Origin of the sequence: Paenibacillus solisilvae (genome assembly GCF_042656405.1) — a bacterium.
In the GTDB taxonomy this organism is placed as follows: Bacteria; Bacillota; Bacilli; order Paenibacillales; family Paenibacillaceae; genus Paenibacillus_Z; species Paenibacillus_Z solisilvae.
Genome location: NZ_JBHSOW010000037.1, coordinates 13,845 through 32,049, shown reverse-complemented (window position 1 = coordinate 32,049; position 18,205 = coordinate 13,845). Strand labels below are relative to the sequence as shown.

Genomic DNA, 18,205 nt, shown 5'->3' with positions numbered 1-18,205 from the left:
AGAACAAGGTCATAGAGCATTTGTGACATTTGGAGAGCAGGTTGTAATTCAGCCTGCTCTTATTTGTTAACGCTTCATTACGAACCGCTTGTTCTATGCGAAATACATCCACAGGAGATGAAAGCACGTTGACGGATAAGCAAACCGGAGAAGATATGCAAAAGACGGAAACGGACAATGCAGGCGGTGGATTACGTGGTTTGCGTGCACGGCCATCAGCAGAGCTGTTTGAGGCTGTACACCTTTCTTATGGCATTCAACGCTTAGAAGACAGCATTGACCTCGGCGGATCATCAAGCCTTAACCTGCTTGTTACGGATGACCATAGCCGCTATGTTGTTCGAGTGTACCGTCCGTATGTCACCGAAGCGAGGCTCGCGGATATCCGGCTCGCCCGTCAGGAACTAAGCACCCGCGGCGTGCCGTCATCGGAAGTGATCTTGACACTGGACGGGCAGCAGTGGATCGTGTTCGATGGCCGGCTCATCGAGGTTGAAAGATATGTAGAGAGTGATGCCCAAATGGATTCATGGGAGCGCCTGATGGTGGGTCTTCCCATATTGGGCCGGATTCATACGATTCTTCGAGATTTATCCTTCAGTACAGAAGGAAGGAAGCCGCTCTTTGCCAATCACATTGATTCGCAGGCAGCTCTCAGCATGACATTGCAAGGTACTCAGCGCATACGAATGTGGGGGCCGTCATCGGGTAATTTGAGGCTTGCAGATGCAGCAGAGGAATTGGCACATTTGGTCTCTGCCGGTGAACGAGAGCTTGTCCCGATGCTTCCACGGCAGGTGGTGCACGGTGATTACTGGGATAACAACGTGTTCTTTCTAGGCGGTCGCGTGTTGCTCGTCGCCGATTTCGACTTCATGGGCGAACGCGCCCGTATTGATGATCTTGCTCTGACCTTGTACTACTTCGGTTGTTCTGACGAACCCGTGTCTGATAAGCAGTTGGGCAGTTTGCGGAGTCTTATCGATGCATACGATGAAGGCTTGGACGAGCACTTATCAATCACAGAGCGCAAAGCCCTTCCTTTCGCGATGGCAAGGCAGCCGTTGTGGTCAATCGGCGGGTGGATCGCCTTGCTCGATGACGAGGAGGCTGCGCTGCGGCACGCAGCATCCATGCTTGCTGAGGTAGAATGGGCGCTGCGTATCGTTCGCGAACTGGATAGATGGCAGGCAGCATTCACCTAGATATCAGTCACCTCGTATTTTGGGGCTTTTTATTAAGGAGGGTGAACAAATGGAACTTCAGCTTACAGCAGATCTCGAAAGAATCCTGCGAAAACTTGATAAAGCGGATCTAATTGATCTTTTAGTCAAAGGGATATCCGGGAGCGACTTAAATTCACTTCTCTTAAAGGTGTTCAGTGAGAAAACAAAAGCATCCTCTCCCCATGATCTGCTCAAAAGATATCGGGAAAACCGCTTTGTTCAACCAGCGAGGATCGATGTGCTTTTGCTGAAGCAGTTGGAATTGGACCTGTTAAACATTGCAGCCAACCATTCGTTTTCGCCAATTCAATTATCTCCAGTAGCACCTTTGGGTTGTACTTCTGTGATCGGTTCTGTCGATCAAAACAAAGTTATCTCGGCCCTCAGAGGCACGGAAGTTGTATCGGATGCAACGAATCTATTAGCAATGCACATCAGTGAATTAATAAAATCCAATCCGAATCAAAGAGAAGATTTCATTCGTTTCTGTACGACCCATAGACATGTCCGTGCGCAATTCTTTGGAGATGCCCCAGGGATGCTGCCGCATTTCCACTTGTTCTGTATGGTGACTTCTGGCGTTGACCAAGGGTCCTACAGCTTTGAAAAACAATCATTTTGGGAGCATATACAAGTTTACCGGCATATCTTCAAAACCCTGTTCGGATCTGAAATCGAGATCATCTTCAGTGCGCGTGACGGTTACAAAGACGCTGCCGGGCTGGTTTCAAGGATCATGAAACACGGGGATGAACTGTCAATGAATGTGCAGGTAAGTACAGGTGAGCCAAACAAGGGAAACCAGTACTACAAAGGCCTGCAATTCACCGTAAAGACGGTTATAGATGGACAGGAGCTTCACATTGGCGATGGTGGTTTTGTAGATTGGACGCAGCAAATGTTAGGCAGCAGGAAAGAGCGGCTATTAATAAGCGCGATTGGTCTGGATCGGCTTATTTTATAAATTCCAACAAAGGGATTATAATAACCTCGGAGTCGGGTATTGCGGGTTGTCAAAGGGGATACACAAATTGAGTGATCAACAGTACAATTTACAATTCGAAAAATGGTGTCATATGCTGCAGCTTAATGAGATTGTCGGTGTGCCTGAACCGGTATCGGGCGGGCTTTTGCATAGAATGTATGCTGTTCAAACCACGCAAGGGAAATATGCAATTAAAGCATTAAATCCTCAAATCATGCTTAGACCCGCGGCAATGCAGAATTTTATCAAGTCAGAACGAATTGCCGCAATAGCAGCACGTCATATACCTGCTCTTCCAGCTAAACAAATGAATGGCGTTACCATACAAGAAGCAGATAATCAATTCTATCTTGTATTCGATTGGGTGGAGGGTAAAAGTCTGAAACCTGATGAAATCGATAGCATCCATTGTGAAAAAATAGGTGCAATTCTCGCGGATTTACATAGGACGGATTTTTCCGAGTTAGGCTTAAGTAATGATAGGTCAGATTATGGAGAGCCAACAGATTGGAATTACTATTTGCAAAAAGGGAAAGAAAATAAGGCTGTGTGGGTGAACCTGCTGCTTGAAATTATTGATCATCTTTACGATTGGAATGCTCAGGCGAATAAATCCTCAAAACAGCTTGCATCAGATAGGGTTATTAGTCATGGGGATTTAGATCCTAAAAATGTGATGTGGAACCAATACAATCCCATTCTTATTGATTGGGAGTCAGCCGGTTATATAAATCCGATGCAAGACTTGACCGAAACAGCTATTTACTGGTCTGAAAATGAAATAGGAAACATGGACAAAGAAAGATTCATGGCTTTTATAGGCGGCTATAAAAAGAGATCCGGAGCACTGCAAGCCAATTGGAGAATGGTTTTAGCAAGTGGTTTTAGAGGCAAGTTAGATTGGCTGGAATATAGTTTAAAACGGTCGTTATGGATTGAATGTACAGACGAAGAAGAGCAGCAGATGGGGACTGCTCAAGTTAAAGCAACCATAAACGCCATTAGACGCTATGCAGATATGATTTCCGAATTAGAAATATGGCTGGATAATGAGACATAACGAATAAAGAACGAGATCCTTCTCTAGTAAAGAAATGCCAAAATGTGAAAAGAAGGGATCGCTTTAAGCATACAGAATAAGAAGACATTGGACCTTGTTTCATTGATTGAGATTGATAGGGTTGGAAATTCCTCTGCCAGCCATTCTCCAACATAAAGTATATCCGGATTATTCCTGAAGGAGTGTATAGACGTGGAAAATAATCGAAACTGGGCAGGTAATTACAGGTATAGCGCTTCGGAGCTCCATGTTCCCGAAAGCGTGGAACAAGTACAAGAATTGGTGGCTCGCAGCAGTCTAATAAAGGTGCTTGGTACGCGCCACTCGTTTAATGGAATCGCTGATTCTACCGGAAGCCTTCTCTCCATGCAAAAGCTTAACCGGGTGATAGCATTAGACCGTACGCACAATAAAGTAACTGTCGAAGCCGGAATCAGCTATGGGGAGCTGTGCCGATATCTTCACGAAAACGGCTATGCGCTGCACAATTTGGCGTCGCTTCCGCACATTACCGTTGCAGGTGCATGCGCAACGGCAACGCATGGATCCGGTGATCGGAACGGCAATCTGGCTACAGCAGTTCATTCTCTGGAGATCGTCAAAGCGGATGGGGATACGGTCGTGTTCTCACGTGAACAACAAGACGGGGACTTCGCCGGAGCGGTGGTTGGACTTGGAGGATTGGGCGTGGTCACGAAAATCACCCTGGATGTGATCCCAGCCTTTCAGATGCATCAGCATGTATATGACAACTTGCCTCTGGTGCATCTGAGAGAGCATTTTGAAGATATTTTCTCTAGCGGCTATAGTGTCAGCCTATTCACAGACTGGAAGGAAGCTGTGTTCAATCAAGTGTGGCAAAAGCGGAGAATAACGGATCAAGACACTGCTGAAGTGAAAACAGAATTTTTCGGAGCAAAACGCGCAACCGCGCATCGGCATCCGGTGCCAGGTTACACCGCGGAGAATTGCAGTGAACAGATGGGCATCCCTGGGCCATGGTACGAACGGATGCCGCATTTTCGCATGGATTTCACCCCAAGCGCCGGAGAGGAGCTCCAAAGCGAGTATTTCGTTCCGCGCGAACATGCATATGGTGCATTGTGTGCCATTGACCGGCTTCGGGACGCTATATCGCCTCTACTTTATGTTTCTGAGGTTCGCACAATTGCAGCAGACAATCTGTGGATGAGCCCGTGTTACAAGCAGGAGTCGGTTGCGGTTCACTTTACGTGGAAACCGAATTGGGAGGCCGTTTCGCAAGTGCTGCCGATCATCGAAGAGCAGCTGGCGCCCTTCGAGGCCCGTCCGCACTGGGCCAAGCTGTTTACTATGCCGCCCGCCCGGCTGCAATCGCTTTACGAGAAGCTGCCCGACTTTCGACAACTGCTCCTTCGATGTGACCCTCAAGGAAAATTCCGCAATGACTTCTTGAAAACTTATATTATGGAGAACTAATCCATACCAGGCAACACAGCCATAGGTGAGGGATAGTTCATTTGACGAGGAGGATTACTATGGAGCATAATCAAAAATTCACCACGTTTTTAATGTTCGAAGGCAAGGCTGAAGAAGCAATGAATTGGTATACGTCTTTATTTCATTCGTCAGAAATTATTAGCATTCAGCGGTATGGAGCAAATGAGGCCGGTGCTGAAGGATCCGTGCTGAAGGCTGCATTTTCACTAAACGGACAGGTATTTATGTGTATAGACAGTTACGTTAAACATAGCTTTACGTTTACCCCTGCGATTTCCATATATGTCGCATGTGATACCGAAGAGGAGATCGTTCGTGTTTATGAGAGCCTATCCCAAGACGGCTCTGTTCTTATGCCTTTATCATCCTATCCTTTTAGTGAAAGATTCGGGTGGGTTCAAGATAAATATGGTGTTTCATGGCAATTAAACTTGGCAAAATAGCGATGGGACAACACAAGCAAGTCGATTGCATAGCTTGGGAGACAATCACTAGCAGCACGCTGTACCCTAAATACTAAGGAAGGCTGCCGGCAGCTTCGTGCCGGCAGCCTTCGCTATTGTTAACTGGCTGTCATGCAACGAATACGCTTCTATTGCGCCTAAGAGTAATCAAAAATTCTAATGAAAGCAAGAAGGTGAGGATTATCCAGGATAACGGATATGCAATTGGATGGGGAACATTGGCACTCATAAACGCGGGACTTGCTCAAAGTAAAAACAGGAGCGGACTCAACTGGTTTTTTATTTCTTTGTTCATCGGCCCCTTAGCAGCTTTATTCATTGTGGTATGGGAGAAAAAGCAGATGGAGCCCAAAGGAAAATGAATGGTGGGTGGGGCGATATGACGTGTGGCGCTGCGCCTTTCTCAGTTTATGAGCAGGTATCAAGAAACATTGAAGTTCATTATAGGAGGCTGAACGGGGATGAGAAGCGAACAAGAAATGTTGGATTTATTTCTACATTACGCTATGAGCAGTGAGCAAATTCGTGCCGTAACCCTGGAAGGTTCAAGAACAAATCCAAATGCGCCCAGGGATTTATTTCAAGACTTCGACATCAGTTTCCATGTCGTGGAAATGGATTCCTTTATCAACAACCCATCTTGGATAGACAGGTTTGGACAGAGGATTATTTTGCAGACACCCGAGGATATGTCCATGTTTCCTTCCGAATTAGGAAGACGGTTTTCATATCTGATGCTGTTTACAGATGGCAATAAGGTGGATCTGACATTGATCCCGCTGGATGAGGCAGAGGAATATTGCAAAGAAGACAAACTGATGATGGTTTTATTGGATAAGGATGGCGTCTTCCCCGAACTGTCTCCTCCTACTGACGAGGATTATTGGGTCAAGCGTCCAACGGCTGATTATTTTGCGGATTGCTGCAATGAGTTTTGGATGGTATCTACGTATGTGGCAAAAGGCTTGTGGAGAAAGGAAATTCTATTTGCGCAAGAGCACCTGCATCTTATTGTTAGGCCCATGCTGATGAAGATGCTCGAGTGGAAGGTTGGACTTGAGACGAATTTTTCAGTCAGTATCGGAAAAAACGGTAAGTATTTGGAAAGATATATGACCGTGCAAAACTGGCAAAAGCTCATGTCCACCTACTCCGACGGAACTTACGAAGGGGTGTGGGCCGCCTTGTTTGGCATGGGGGAATTGTTCCGCAGTACCGCGCTGGATGTTGCGGAACGATCGAATTACGAATATTCTCTCGAAGAGGACAAGAGCGTCACAGCATATTTAAAACATGTACAGAATTTAGAACCAGGAGCTGCTGAACTACCATGCATTTCTTAACTTACGAGTGGAATAAACAAAAGCCAGTCAGTAATGATGAGCAGTTCTAAGTCATACTGTGTTGCCTATATTGAGAAGCAAGCGCTCATTTGTCATACTCCAATTCCGGTCAAGATCATACTCGAATTGAAATAGCTGCGTTGATCGAACAAAGCTTCATCACCTTCAGCTTGATTACTCGAATAACGGCTCGTTTGAACGTTCGATCGCGATTTTTGAACAACTGCTCTTACTTTTGCTCGTTTTTCAAATCCAATATGGGGGCAACCCCTCACCAATATCGGAAAAGGTGGAGTCGGTAAGTCTGCCTATTAGATTCAGTACATCGAAAGAGTTTGCCACGGAAAATGGGTGGCAGGCTCTTTTTTGTGTTTGAGAAGTACAGCAAACTGAGCTGCAGCAAGCCTTGTTGGTCCAGGAATTTTATCGACTTAAGACTAGGGAACGACTGGGCTTAAGTAAGTTCTACAAAATTTTTCCACACTATACAATTAGAAATATGAAAGATGATCGATTAAGGAGTGAATATAAGATGAAAGAGGCGACAATTAGGAGTGCCGTGGAGCAAAACAAGTCGGCAGTCAAGTTTTTCGAAGGGGAGAAATGGTTGGTGTTTACCGGGCTGCTTGGCGTTCTGCTTGCAGGTGTGTGTGCAGTCTGGGTATTGATGTATGGAGGTCCTGTTGCTCCGGATGGAAATGTTTCACATGCGTTATCCTTTAATGCTGCACTGGGAATATTTCTGCTGTCGACGGCGGCGATCACTTCGTTTTCAGATTTGGGCGCGAAAGGCAGAGCTTTCTTCCGATGGTCGTACATCTTGCTTGCCCTTTATTCTTATTTTGCTGAAACCGTGCAAAATTTTCGCGGAGTCAATCCAAGATTCGTGAAGGACGGCACACCCTTTGATGTCTCAGTCGGATTCATTTTTGCTTTTGTCGCGCTGCTGTTAATTCTCAGTTATCTATTCTTGGCCATTCAATATTTCCGCCGGAACGTTCATATGCTCCGTCCGGAGCTGGTGCGGGGCATCCGTTATGCGATGATCGCAGTCTTATTCTCGTTTGCAGCTGGTATTTGGATTTCTGTCAACCAAGGCCGGATCGTCGGCCTGCATGGCAACATTATATGGCTTCATGGCCTCGGGTTCCACGCTCTTCAAGCCATGCCGGTGATTGCATGGTTGACTGAACGCACATCGCTTACGACTAGGGCCCGCAGCAGATCGATCCATATTGCTGGTATCTTCTACTTGCTGGGATTACTTGCGATCGGCTGGCAAACGTACCTCGGCCATTCCATTTTCGAGTGGTCCGCCATGTCGATTCTCGTCTATGGCTGCTTCATTATTTCATTAGCAACAGGGCTTCTGGTATTGCAAAAAGCGGCCGGTACGCTTTTTGTGAAAAAGGGATCTGCTTCGAGAATTTCCAGGTAAAGGAAGAGAGCTCTGCCTTTTAAATAAATGGAAACAGCTCCACCGGGAAGTTCAATGGCGGAGCTGTTCAAACAATCGCGTGCCTATTTATAAAAGCGCATTAAGTGAACTTCAAGGTTTTTCCCGTCTCGACTAATGTTTTTGTATTGGACAAAAGCATGGGCCAAGATTTCTTGCTCCCTTCATAAGAGGGGTCATTCTCTTTCCATTGATCATGGATCAGTGTTAATTTGACGGCTTCACCTATCTTTTCTAGTTGATAAGTAACACGCGACTCGTACTTGTCCGTTTCAGGATTGTAAGCTTTCCCTGTAAAATGCCGAAAACTCAATTCCCGATTTGATTCGCAAGTCAGAATGGAACCAAAAACGTGAGTCGTTCTCTCTCCCTGTGAACCAGGTCCGACATAGGCAAGGGAGTCACCCGCTTGAAATGTCGATTCAATTACACTTCCGTAATAGACTTGCTTCACATATTCAGCGTCCACAATAGCCTTCCATACTTGCTCCAGCGTTCCGCCAATATAGGTTTCATAGGTTAAATCCATTCGTAAACAGCTCCTTTTGCCTTTAGATGCCTATATCGTAACATGCAAACACTGACACCATGTGTCAGTGAAAGAGCAGGTGCCCCCAGGGCAGCCTGCTCTTTCACTTGGGCTTTATGTTCAGATTCAGAGGATTACCTCTCTTGATAAAGAGGGGCAATTCTATCAATCCGGTTCGTCCAAATACCGCCGGTATAATCCGGCGGCAAACGTTCAATATCCTCAGGCGTATCAAACCCGCTGGAAAAGTCACTCCCATCCCCGCCGACTAAGATTACTCTGGTATCTTTGCCGTCCATCCGATTAAGGAAACGATTTGGCCATCCCCATAACCAAGGTGCAATTTTCTCGGGAATGTGCAGTTCTGTATATTTACACGCCTGCGGCATATATCCGGTCCACCCGACCGCCAGATACGGCAGCAAGCAGCTTTTCACTGTTGCTTTTGACATCACACGCATATCGGGCAGTTTTTCTTTCAACGCGGCAATGGGTTCATTACCTCCGTATACCGCCAGCAGGCTTCGTTGTCTGCCAGTCAGTGCGGTTAGATACTTAGCGAGAAGTTCGCCCTCATAGGGATCACTGCTTTTAACATCAATTAAAAAGGATTTGTCAGGAAAATGAGTTAGAACTTCCGTTAAAGAGGGCATCAGACCGATCCCTTTGTCTCGAAAGGGAAAGGTCTTCCCATGCTCGGACGTATATCCGTACCCGATATCCATTTGTTTCAACTCATTCATCGTATAATCCTTGGTCACGCCCTCTGCATTCGTACGACAGTCTAATGTCCAATCATGAAAAATGGCAAATTGCTCATTTTTGGTGATATGTACATCAAATTCAACTACGTCAGCTCCTGCCTGGAACGCTGCTTCCATGGATGAAATCGTATTTTCAAGGAATGGATGCTCGGGTTCATAGATCCGCTTGGCCGTGACAATAACCACTGCGGAATGATAAAGGGTTTACTTCTTAATATTTTTTTCAACCTATACATATGCAAATCCCTCCCAAACTACATCCAATCGTGCCAAGCCATTTACCTATGAATCTCGCGATCGTTTAGAATTACAAGTCAACGGCTGAGGTGGTAAAATATAATAATAAAATATCTTATAGCAAAATTAAAGGCGGCGAAACCGTGAGAACAAGTAGGCCGTGTCAGCTATAATTGTCTGACAATTCATGCTACAATAGAAATAGAGGAGGAGAATCGTTGAACACTCTGCAGTCGCCTTCTTTTCAAGGTAATTTATATCTTCCGAAATATGTTTATCACGGCACATTAAGAAAATTTATCCCGGGTTTATACGAAAGATTATTGGATGACTCCTGGTGGCGTAAAACAGATCGGGATTTTGGTGCCGGCTTCTACACGACAATAAGTTTTAGGCAGGCTGCCAAATGGGCTGTGAAAGCCGCTTTAGATTCAATGAAGACTGATTTTTCTGAAGCTGTTGTACTTAAGATTCGCGTTGATGCAGACCAATTTCCGCATTTTTCAGACTGTCTTGTGTTCTTAGGGGACTCAAACCCGGAATGGGCGCGGTTTATTGTGGATCACCGTTTAGATTGTCGTGATGATGGCTTTGATCCATGCAGCCACCATCCCGCAATAATTATTGGTCAAATGGCTGATAATAAAATGGAAAAAGTGCATGATGAATATTATAAGTCGGAAATAGAAATAAAGGGTAATGACAAGTATGAATGGTATTATAATAGGATGACTCAAAATCAAGAAGGTCATCATTTGGATTCCTTAGATTTAGGCAATCAAATATGTTTTAGTGATCCGGGGTTAAATGAAATGCTGAGAATTGAGAAGTTTTATGTGCTGGATGAAGGAACAAAGGAGTGGATCGAATATGGCTGACATACTGACGGGGTTCGAAAAAATGATTGTATCAAAGTTGGTTGAATATCACGGCTGCCAACCCGATGAAGCAAATGCAATCGTTCAAAAATATTTACCCGTTATCAGGCTTCTCGATGATAATCATGACAGCGCCCGAATTCAGGCTGAACGTTACTTCAGTGCGTACAAACAAGGAACGGACCCGGGGCAGTGGGTCTCTAAGATTCTTCAGTATCGTGAAGCTTTTGATATTGCGAATGAAAAGCTTGCCGGTACTCATAAATCAGATACAACTTCAAATTTGTTTGCAAATATATAATGTAATCCAGTAAGGGAGCCGCTAAGCGGCTCCTCTTTTTATTGTGTGCGATTAATCTGTTTAGTGCTTGTTTAGTGCTGAGCGTATCCCATAGGTTGTTTATTCGGATTGTTCATATAGCTTGGAACCATATGGGAATTTGAATTAGCAATTTGATTACAGAGACTGGATATTTGCTGTAATTGTTGTAATGCCGTTTGATGTCCTTGCAAAGCAGTCTGGATAATCTGTGCAGCTTGATGCTCCCGTTGTGCAATTTGTTCAAGTTGAACAGCATTCTTTTGTTCTTGCTGTAGTAATTGTTGATATTGACCCGATGCTTGTTGGGTCTGTTGGGCTAATTGTTGGATCATTTGTTGACAATGGACAAGAAGCTGCGAAATTTGCTGCGGTTGTTGGAATTGATTCTGATTCATAGTTATTCATATCCTCCTCTAATTTTTAATACCCACGTATTATAAATAAAGCCTTTGGAATCTATACCATGATTGGCTCGGAAGTAATTATGCATCCAGAGAAAGAAGCATCGAATAAATAAATGACGTAACGGGCAAACCATAGATGCAACTTAATTTGTTAAGGAGTGATAGCAATGAAAAAGAAGCTTTCTATGTTTTTGCTGATTAGTTGTTTCACCTTAATGTTTGCGGGGATTTCAAGTGCTGCTGGGACAACTGTCAGCAGTGATATGACAGGATCCAATCATGGTTATTCCACAAGTGATAACCGGACAGTAGGAACAAACGGTAATGGGATGAACAACAATGCGACGTATAGAACTACTGCTGCTGCGGTGGGGGACAATGACAACGATATGGATTGGGGCTGGCTCGGTCTGCTTGGTTTGATTGGTCTAGCGGGTTTAAGAAATAAAAATCGTGAACGTACCTAAGTTTGGCTAGGTGCTGATCCGATACAACAATTGCTTCACATTTTCAGTTATAAAGATGGGAAACGGTCGAAGCATACCGAGGGGCCAGAAGCGCTAAGGACTGATTTCACTCAGGCTTAGCGCTTTATTTTTGCTGACTGATTTGGTGGATATAAAAAAGGAGAAGCTTCATACATGGATAAGCATAATCTTGATATCGTGGCCGAAATTCAAAAGCAATCCCTAAAACTTGATCACGCAGATTGATGTAATCGTGCAAGCCATAGGAGATGCAGAAATTGTCCTTCTTGGTGAAGCATCACACGGTACCTCCGAGTTTTATACATTAAGGGCGGAGCTATCTAAGCGTCTGATTCTTGAAAAGGGATTCTCCTTCATCGCCGTAGAGGGAGACTGGCCTTCCTGCTACACGTTGAACCGTTTTATCAAACATGATTCAGATGCCCCTGCAAACGTTCGAGAAGCTCTTCGCGATTTTAACCGCTGGCCTACTTGGATGTGGGCCAATAAAGAAGTCATGGATTATGCGGAATGGATGTATGAATATAACTCAGATAAAGAAGCGGAAAAACAGATTGGTTTTTATGGAATTGATGTCTATAGTCTGTGGGAATCCATGATTGAAATCCTTGATCATTTGAAGAGAACAGGATCCCCGGAACTAGCGGCGGCACAAAAGGCTTTTGATTGTTTTGATCCGTATAAGCGCGATCCGCAATCCTATGGGGCTTCGGCCGCTTTTCTATCTGAAGGCTGTGAGGATGAAGTCGTTAAGCTGCTGACTGATCTTCAAGTCAAACATAAGCATAGAGGAGCCATGGATGAATCTGCCCTTAGTGATGAGTTGAATGCTCTGGTTGCCGTAAATGCTGAACGGTATTACCGGTCAATGGTCCGAGGAGGGCCAGATTCTTGGAATGTTCGGGATCGGCATATGGTTGAGGCGCTTCATCGAATTAAATTATTCTATGGATCAGGTTCCAAGGCTATTGTGTGGGAGCATAATACGCATATCGGTGATGCGAGAGCAACGGATATGAAAGCCGAAGGGATGGTGAACGTAGGCCAGTTGATTCGCGAGCAATACGGGGATGAACATGTGTTTGCAATCGGTTTTGGTACCAATCGTGGAACAGTCCTTGCATCTGACCAATGGGGCGGGGAAATGAAAACGATGAAGGTGCCGGAAGCTCAGGAAGGAAGTTGGGAAGATCTACTGCACAAAGCAGGAGCATGCAATAAAATTTTACTCTTTGATCAAAATGTCGGACCTTTCCTTGAAACAGTTGGACATCGTGCTATTGGTGTCGTGTACAATTCCCGATACGAACGCGGAAACTACGTTCCATCTGTTATGGCCAAGCGGTATGACGCCTTTGTCTACATCGACGAATCCAATGCGCTCTCGCCTTTAAACCAGAAAGTTTTACATTTCTAAAGCTTAGAGATAGCGATGCCAAAAGAAGGCTGCCCAGCATGCCCGGGAAACGGCAAGTTTGCTTCTTGCAGTCTTTATCAACGAAACCGGTACAAACGGATAGCTGGAGATATGGAAGGCTAAAGGTGCTGCCTTCCGTTTTTTTTGCGTTCAAAAACACAGGGTGGACCCGGGAGTAATATCATTTTTATGAGATGGCAGGTATAGAAAAAGCACATGAACCCGGAAAGACCGGATTTCATGTGCTTTAATTTATACTTTTTTTAGAATTGATTTAGAGGCGGTTTAGACATGGCAGGTATGATGAATAACAGAAGCTTCGGAAATAGGTGTGGAGGTGAAGGCGGTTAGGGTTAAAGAACCGGAAGCTTTTAATAAAGCAAGACGGAGGCTAACAATGAGGAAAAAGTGGTGGATAACAGGAGGAGCTTTCGGAGTTGGCGCGGTGATGCTGCTGGTTAGCGGTTTCTCCGCGATGGCAAGTACATCCGGATATGATGCTTATAAGTCAGCACTGAAACATACCAAAGAGGTAACAAACCTGACAGCTGATATGAAGCTTGCGGTAACCGATAACGGAACGGAGCTGCTCGCTGGTAATGCGGACATCAAATGGGATCGGAAGCTGAATTCCGGCAGCGTGGCCGCATCCTTCGACAATCATACTCAGATGCATGCCTTGAATTTGTTTCGTCAGGACGGAAAGGTGATTGTAAAAAGCGCCGATGACGAGATTTACCGTGTCAAAGAACTTGATGCTTACAAATGGCAGGAGGAAGGGAGCACCCCGAACCCGCCAAAAGTGGTGGAGCAAATATTCGATGCGTTGATGGGCAATATTCGTGAGCTTGCGACCGTCGAAAGTGCATCGGACGGAGGCAAGCAAGCAGAGCTGCATCTTTCCGGGAGCCAGATCCCCGCAATTGCAAATGTACTTGGGACTTTGGCTGTTTCCAAGCTTGCTGAAAACGATCAACAGCATCTGAGTTTTCCGAAGCTGACCGACAATATTAAAGTGGAAGAAATCAATCTGGATGCCAAGATCAATGCGAGTAACGTGCTGGAGAAGCAAGCAGCCGAAATCAACATTGCAGGTACGGATGACTCCGGTGTCCAGCATGATCTTGTCATTGAGCTGCAAGTCGATTTTAGAGATTTAAATCAGACGGTACCTGAGCGTGTAGACTTGACCGGCAAACAAATCGTGGAAATAAAGGATGAAGAGACAAAGCGCGGCTGGCATCATTAAGCAGACAAAGCAGAAAGCGGCAACGCAGCAAAGCAGCAATGTAACAAAGCAGCAATGTAACAAAGCGGCAATGTAACAAAGCGGCAATGTAACAAAGCGGCAATGTAACATAGCAGCCGGGCAGCCAAGGCTGCCCGATTGTCTTGGCTGCAGCGAACGCCGCAGGAAGGAGTGAGGGGATATTGAGCAGTTTATTGGAAGTGAAAGAGATTACTAAGCGATATAAGAACGGCCGCGGAGTCCAAGATGTAAGTTTTGATGTTGCGAAGGGGGATATTTACGGATTTATCGGCCCCAACGGTGCAGGCAAAACGACCTTGCTGAAGATCATCACGGGATTAATCCGCCCGGATCACGGATCGATCCGCCTATTTGGACATAACATCACCGATCGCTTCGAGCAAGCGATGGAACGAGTGGGCTGTATCATAGAAACAGCGGACGCCTACGACTATATGAGCTCCTACGATAATCTGAAGCTGTCCGCGCGATTTTATCCGGATCTGCCCAAGAACCGAATCGATCAAGTTCTGGAGCAGGTGGGTCTCGCACCTTATAAGAAGGAACGGGTGGGAGGCTACTCACTTGGTATGAAGCAGCGGCTGGCGCTGGCTTCTGCCTTGCTGTCGAACCCGCAGCTGGTTATTCTGGATGAACCGACCAATGGCCTCGATATTGAAGGAATGGTCGATGTCCGTCATACGATTCAGCAGTTAGCGCACGAACAGGGAATTACGTTCTTAATCTCCAGTCATATGATCCACGATTTAAGTATGATCGTAAACCGCATTGGAATCATGAATCATGGCAGCATAATCCGTGTAGGTAACGTGGACGAATTACTAACAGGCGGGTTGACGCTTGAGCAATATGTGATTTCGCAATTACAAACTTCGAAGGAAGCGGATGCTTATGCATAGTTTATATGCTAATGTATGGAATGAAACGGAAAAGCTGTGGACCCGCCGAAGAACGAAGGGATTTCTGCTGCTGACCCTTCTCCTACCGGTTATTTCCGCGATACTGCTTGCCGCCGTGCAGAATAATACCAGCATAATCGGTGGGCTTGGAAGCAGTCTACCCATGCTCATGCTGAGCTTGTTCACATCTGCTTTACTTCCGCTGCTTCTGTTCATGACCGCTGCGGATTTATTTACCGGTGAAGCTTCGGCCCGAACGTTAAAGCTCATTCTAGTGCGCCCAATTACAAGAGCCAAGGTATTCGCATCCAAAGTGCTGGCCATCGCCATATATACTGCCGTTCATCTTGCTGCGCTCTGGATCGCATCTGTCCTATCGGGACTGTTTATTCCGGGAGGCGATGTAACAGGCGGTCTGCTCGATAGTATTAAAGCCTATACGGCTTCATTCTTGCCGATGCTCGCAATCGGGTTGGTCACGGTGCTTATCGCGTTATGTTTCAACAACAGCACCGGCGCTATGGCGCTGATTATCTTTATCTATGCCGCAGCCAAGGTTATACCGTTCGTTCTCCCGCAAGTTTCGGTGTGGTCCGTCTTTTCCTATACGGATTGGTATGTGCTGTGGGTCGGAAACGGTGCGTCGATCAGCAATTTGCTTTATTCATTCGTTCTTCTTCTTGCTTATTGTATAATGGCTTATACGGCGGGATTGGTTATTTTCGACAGAAAACAGCTGTGAACGAACCACCGGTGCGAAGTCCACTTTTAAGGAGATTGCCTATGTCCATCAAGATGAGACTGCTGCTATCCTATCTTGCCATGACCTTCATTCCCATCGTTTTATTCGCTTTGATTGCCGCAACGCTGGCATCGGTTTATTTAAAAGATTTGGCGGGAACCGGAGACCGGGAGGGAATGCCGGCATTTTGGGAAACGTCGAATAAACGGGATGAGCTGATCGCCGGGGTAAAGTTTATGGCGCAAGCAGATCCGGGCCGGTTCACCGACAGCGGTTTTTTGAAGAAAACGGACGAACAGCTGAACGAATTGCAGGCGGGACTAGTTGTCATCATCAATAAAGAGATTACCTATACATCCCCGTATGTTGACAGCACCGATTTATATAATCAGCTTCAGAAGGCACAGACCAATCCGGATTCAAACGGGTGGAATGACCCCAAAATCAACGATCGTTTCACGATGGTTAAATACGATATCATCTTCAGTGATCACCGTACAGGCACGGTGTATGTGCTCTCCGATTTGATGATGTTCATTAAGAACTTCAAGAAGCTTTTTCCATTGCTGATTCTGTCCCTGCTTATCGTGATTGGACTAACCAACGGAATTCTGACTTATTTGGTTTCCCGCAGTCTGATCAAACCCTTGTACGCGTTGAAGCACGCCGCCAGTCAAATCGAAGACGGCGATCTCGGTCATGAAGTGAACCTGAACCGTAAAGACGAGATCGGGGAGCTTGGCGCGGCATTTGAAGCCATGCGTGTCAGATTGAACGAGTCGATCCGTATGCAGCTGCAGTACGAGGAAAACCGCAAAGAACTGATCTCCAACATTTCTCATGACTTGAAAACGCCGATTACCGGGATAAAAGCATGTGTCGAAGGCATTCAAGACGGCATCGCGGACACCGGTCCGAAGCGGGATAAATATGTGGGCATGATCGCGAAAAAAACAGAAGAAATGGATCAATTAATCGATGAGTTATTTTTATTTTCCAAGCTGGACTTGAACCGGCTGCCTTTTAATCTGGAACCGACAGATCTTGCGGCTTATCTGCATGATTGTGTGGAGGAACTGCGTCTTGAGCCGCGTATGGCCGGGATATCGGTTATGTTCAAGTTTGCCGGCGATGGGCCGGTTCAGGTCACGGCCGACCGGGAAAAGCTGCGCAGAGTAGTGATGAATATTATTAATAACAGTTTAAAATATATGGATAAGGCGCAAAAGGAACTCCGGATCGAATTGATTGACGGGCAAGAGGAGGCAACGGTCAGCATTCAGGACAACGGTTCGGGCATCGAAGGCGCTGCGCTGCCGCATATATTCGAGCGCTTTTACCGGGCTGAGCCGTCAAGAAGCACAGCTACAGGCGGCAGCGGGCTGGGTCTTGCAATTGTCAAACAAATCGTCGAAGGGCAAGGTGGGCATGTGGGGGCTAAGAGCCGAATAGGGGAAGGCACCGTCATTTATTTTACATTGAGAAAAACCGGATATGGCGGTGAGCAGTTATGAAGCGGATTCTGATCATCGAGGATGAGCAGGTCATCGTTGAAGTGGAGAAGGATTATTTGGAGGCGGGCGGCTTCGAGGTGGAGATCGCAACGAGCGGCGACATTGGCCTGAGGAAAGCGGTCGAAGAGGAGTATGATCTGATTATTCTCGACCTTATGCTGCCGAAGACGGACGGGTTCGAAATATGCAAACAAGTTCGTCAGGTAAAGAATATCCCGATCCTGATGGTTTCCGCCAGGAAGGAAGATATCGACAAAATACGCGGTCTGGGACTTGGAGCGGATGATTATATAACCAAGCCTTTCAGCGTAGGCGAGCTGGTCGCAAGAGTTAAAGCGCATCTCGCCCGTTACGACCGCTTGATAACCGATAACCGGAAGAGGCATTTAGACGAAATACGGATACGCGGCATAAGCGTCGATAAGCTGTCCCGGAAGGTGTTCGTGAATGAAACGGAGGTCCTCCTCACATCCAAAGAGTATGACCTGCTGCTGTTCCTGACTCTGCATCCGAACCGGGTGTTTAGTAAAGATGAATTGTTCGAGAAAATTTGGGGGTTGGACTCGAATGGGGACACCACCACGGTGACCGTGTATATCAGCAAATTACGGGAGAAAATAGAGGCTGACCCTTCCAACCCGCAGTATATCGAGACCATTTGGGGAGTAGGCTACCGCTTCAATTTATAATTCCAGCGAACGGCTAATAGATGCATAAATCGAAAGCGA

Annotated in this window: 20 protein-coding genes; 17 read left to right on the top strand and 3 right to left on the bottom strand. The window is 46.0% G+C overall.

What is annotated here, in order from left to right; genetic code table 11:
- The first annotated feature begins 128 nt into the window (after positions 1-128).
- From ACFPYJ_RS10235 to ACFPYJ_RS10200, 8 genes are all read left to right on the top strand, one after another.
- The gene (locus ACFPYJ_RS10235) at positions 129-1,205 is read left to right on the top strand and encodes a phosphotransferase enzyme family protein (RefSeq protein WP_379188032.1); all 1,077 of its coding nucleotides are present in this window, start codon (positions 129-131) and stop codon (positions 1,203-1,205) included.
- 49 nt (positions 1,206-1,254) lie between these two features.
- Entirely contained in the window at positions 1,255-2,190 is a 936-nt protein-coding gene (locus ACFPYJ_RS10230) for a hypothetical protein (protein WP_379188031.1), read from the top strand.
- A gap of 67 nt (positions 2,191-2,257) precedes the next feature.
- A complete protein-coding gene (locus tag ACFPYJ_RS10225; protein ID WP_379188029.1) occupies positions 2,258-3,271 on the top strand; it encodes a phosphotransferase in 1,014 nt (337 codons plus the stop codon).
- A 192-nt stretch (positions 3,272-3,463) separates the two neighbouring features.
- Positions 3,464-4,729, top strand: a complete 1,266-nt coding sequence (locus ACFPYJ_RS10220) for an FAD-binding protein (protein ID WP_379188028.1) — start codon at positions 3,464-3,466, stop codon at positions 4,727-4,729.
- Between the two features lie 59 nt (positions 4,730-4,788).
- Positions 4,789-5,193 carry a VOC family protein gene (locus tag ACFPYJ_RS10215; protein ID WP_379188027.1) on the top strand — a complete coding sequence of 135 codons (405 nt, stop codon included), beginning with the start codon at positions 4,789-4,791 and terminating at the stop codon, positions 5,191-5,193.
- Between the two features lie 194 nt (positions 5,194-5,387).
- Positions 5,388-5,576 carry a hypothetical protein gene (locus ACFPYJ_RS10210; protein ID WP_379188026.1) on the top strand — a complete coding sequence of 63 codons (189 nt, stop codon included), beginning with the start codon at positions 5,388-5,390 and terminating at the stop codon, positions 5,574-5,576.
- 99 nt (positions 5,577-5,675) lie between these two features.
- A complete protein-coding gene (locus tag ACFPYJ_RS10205) occupies positions 5,676-6,557 on the top strand; it encodes an aminoglycoside 6-adenylyltransferase (protein WP_379188024.1) in 882 nt (293 codons plus the stop codon).
- 532 nt (positions 6,558-7,089) lie between these two features.
- On the top strand, positions 7,090-7,995 hold the full coding sequence (locus ACFPYJ_RS10200) for a hypothetical protein (protein WP_379188023.1): 906 nt from the start codon (positions 7,090-7,092) through the stop codon (positions 7,993-7,995).
- Between the two features lie 100 nt (positions 7,996-8,095).
- On the opposite strand, the gene ACFPYJ_RS10195 is transcribed toward ACFPYJ_RS10200, so the two are convergent.
- Both ACFPYJ_RS10195 and ACFPYJ_RS10190 read right to left on the bottom strand, forming a co-directional pair.
- Positions 8,096-8,542, bottom strand: coding sequence for an SRPBCC domain-containing protein (locus ACFPYJ_RS10195; RefSeq protein WP_379188022.1), 447 nt, complete (start codon positions 8,540-8,542; stop codon positions 8,096-8,098).
- A 134-nt stretch (positions 8,543-8,676) separates the two neighbouring features.
- The gene (locus ACFPYJ_RS10190; protein ID WP_379188021.1) at positions 8,677-9,492 is read right to left on the bottom strand and encodes a glycerophosphodiester phosphodiesterase family protein; all 816 of its coding nucleotides are present in this window, start codon (positions 9,490-9,492) and stop codon (positions 8,677-8,679) included.
- 269 nt (positions 9,493-9,761) lie between these two features.
- Between ACFPYJ_RS10190 and ACFPYJ_RS10185 the strand changes: the two genes are divergently transcribed.
- Both ACFPYJ_RS10185 and ACFPYJ_RS10180 read left to right on the top strand, forming a co-directional pair.
- Complete coding sequence (locus ACFPYJ_RS10185) at positions 9,762-10,421, top strand: DUF3990 domain-containing protein (RefSeq protein WP_379188020.1); 660 nt, start codon at positions 9,762-9,764, stop codon at positions 10,419-10,421.
- Positions 10,414-10,722: a hypothetical protein gene (locus tag ACFPYJ_RS10180; protein WP_379188018.1), complete on the top strand. Its 309-nt coding sequence runs from the start codon at positions 10,414-10,416 to the stop codon at positions 10,720-10,722. The genes ACFPYJ_RS10185 and ACFPYJ_RS10180 overlap by 8 nt, the downstream gene beginning before the upstream one ends.
- A gap of 71 nt (positions 10,723-10,793) precedes the next feature.
- On the opposite strand, the gene ACFPYJ_RS10175 is transcribed toward ACFPYJ_RS10180, so the two are convergent.
- Positions 10,794-11,138 (bottom strand): AMP-dependent synthetase and ligase, encoded by a 345-nt coding sequence (locus tag ACFPYJ_RS10175; RefSeq protein ID WP_379188017.1) that lies wholly within the window; start codon positions 11,136-11,138, stop codon positions 10,794-10,796.
- 176 nt (positions 11,139-11,314) lie between these two features.
- On the opposite strand from ACFPYJ_RS10175, the gene ACFPYJ_RS10170 reads away from it, so the two are divergent.
- From ACFPYJ_RS10170 to ACFPYJ_RS10140, 7 genes are all read left to right on the top strand, one after another.
- Positions 11,315-11,614 (top strand): WGxxGxxG family protein, encoded by a 300-nt coding sequence (locus ACFPYJ_RS10170; RefSeq protein ID WP_379188016.1) that lies wholly within the window; start codon positions 11,315-11,317, stop codon positions 11,612-11,614.
- A gap of 229 nt (positions 11,615-11,843) precedes the next feature.
- Positions 11,844-13,052, top strand: a complete 1,209-nt coding sequence (locus tag ACFPYJ_RS10165) for an erythromycin esterase family protein (RefSeq protein ID WP_379188015.1) — start codon at positions 11,844-11,846, stop codon at positions 13,050-13,052.
- A gap of 397 nt (positions 13,053-13,449) precedes the next feature.
- Positions 13,450-14,301: a hypothetical protein gene (locus ACFPYJ_RS10160; protein ID WP_379188014.1), complete on the top strand. Its 852-nt coding sequence runs from the start codon at positions 13,450-13,452 to the stop codon at positions 14,299-14,301.
- A gap of 182 nt (positions 14,302-14,483) precedes the next feature.
- The gene (locus tag ACFPYJ_RS10155; RefSeq protein ID WP_379188013.1) at positions 14,484-15,221 is read left to right on the top strand and encodes an ABC transporter ATP-binding protein; all 738 of its coding nucleotides are present in this window, start codon (positions 14,484-14,486) and stop codon (positions 15,219-15,221) included.
- A complete protein-coding gene (locus tag ACFPYJ_RS10150; RefSeq protein ID WP_379188012.1) occupies positions 15,214-15,963 on the top strand; it encodes an ABC transporter permease in 750 nt (249 codons plus the stop codon). The genes ACFPYJ_RS10155 and ACFPYJ_RS10150 overlap by 8 nt, the downstream gene beginning before the upstream one ends.
- A 41-nt stretch (positions 15,964-16,004) precedes the next feature.
- Positions 16,005-17,477, top strand: coding sequence for a sensor histidine kinase (locus ACFPYJ_RS10145; RefSeq protein ID WP_379188011.1), 1,473 nt, complete (start codon positions 16,005-16,007; stop codon positions 17,475-17,477).
- Positions 17,474-18,166 carry a response regulator transcription factor gene (locus tag ACFPYJ_RS10140; protein ID WP_379188010.1) on the top strand — a complete coding sequence of 231 codons (693 nt, stop codon included), beginning with the start codon at positions 17,474-17,476 and terminating at the stop codon, positions 18,164-18,166. The genes ACFPYJ_RS10145 and ACFPYJ_RS10140 overlap by 4 nt, the downstream gene beginning before the upstream one ends.
- Positions 18,167-18,205: the final 39 nt, after the last annotated feature.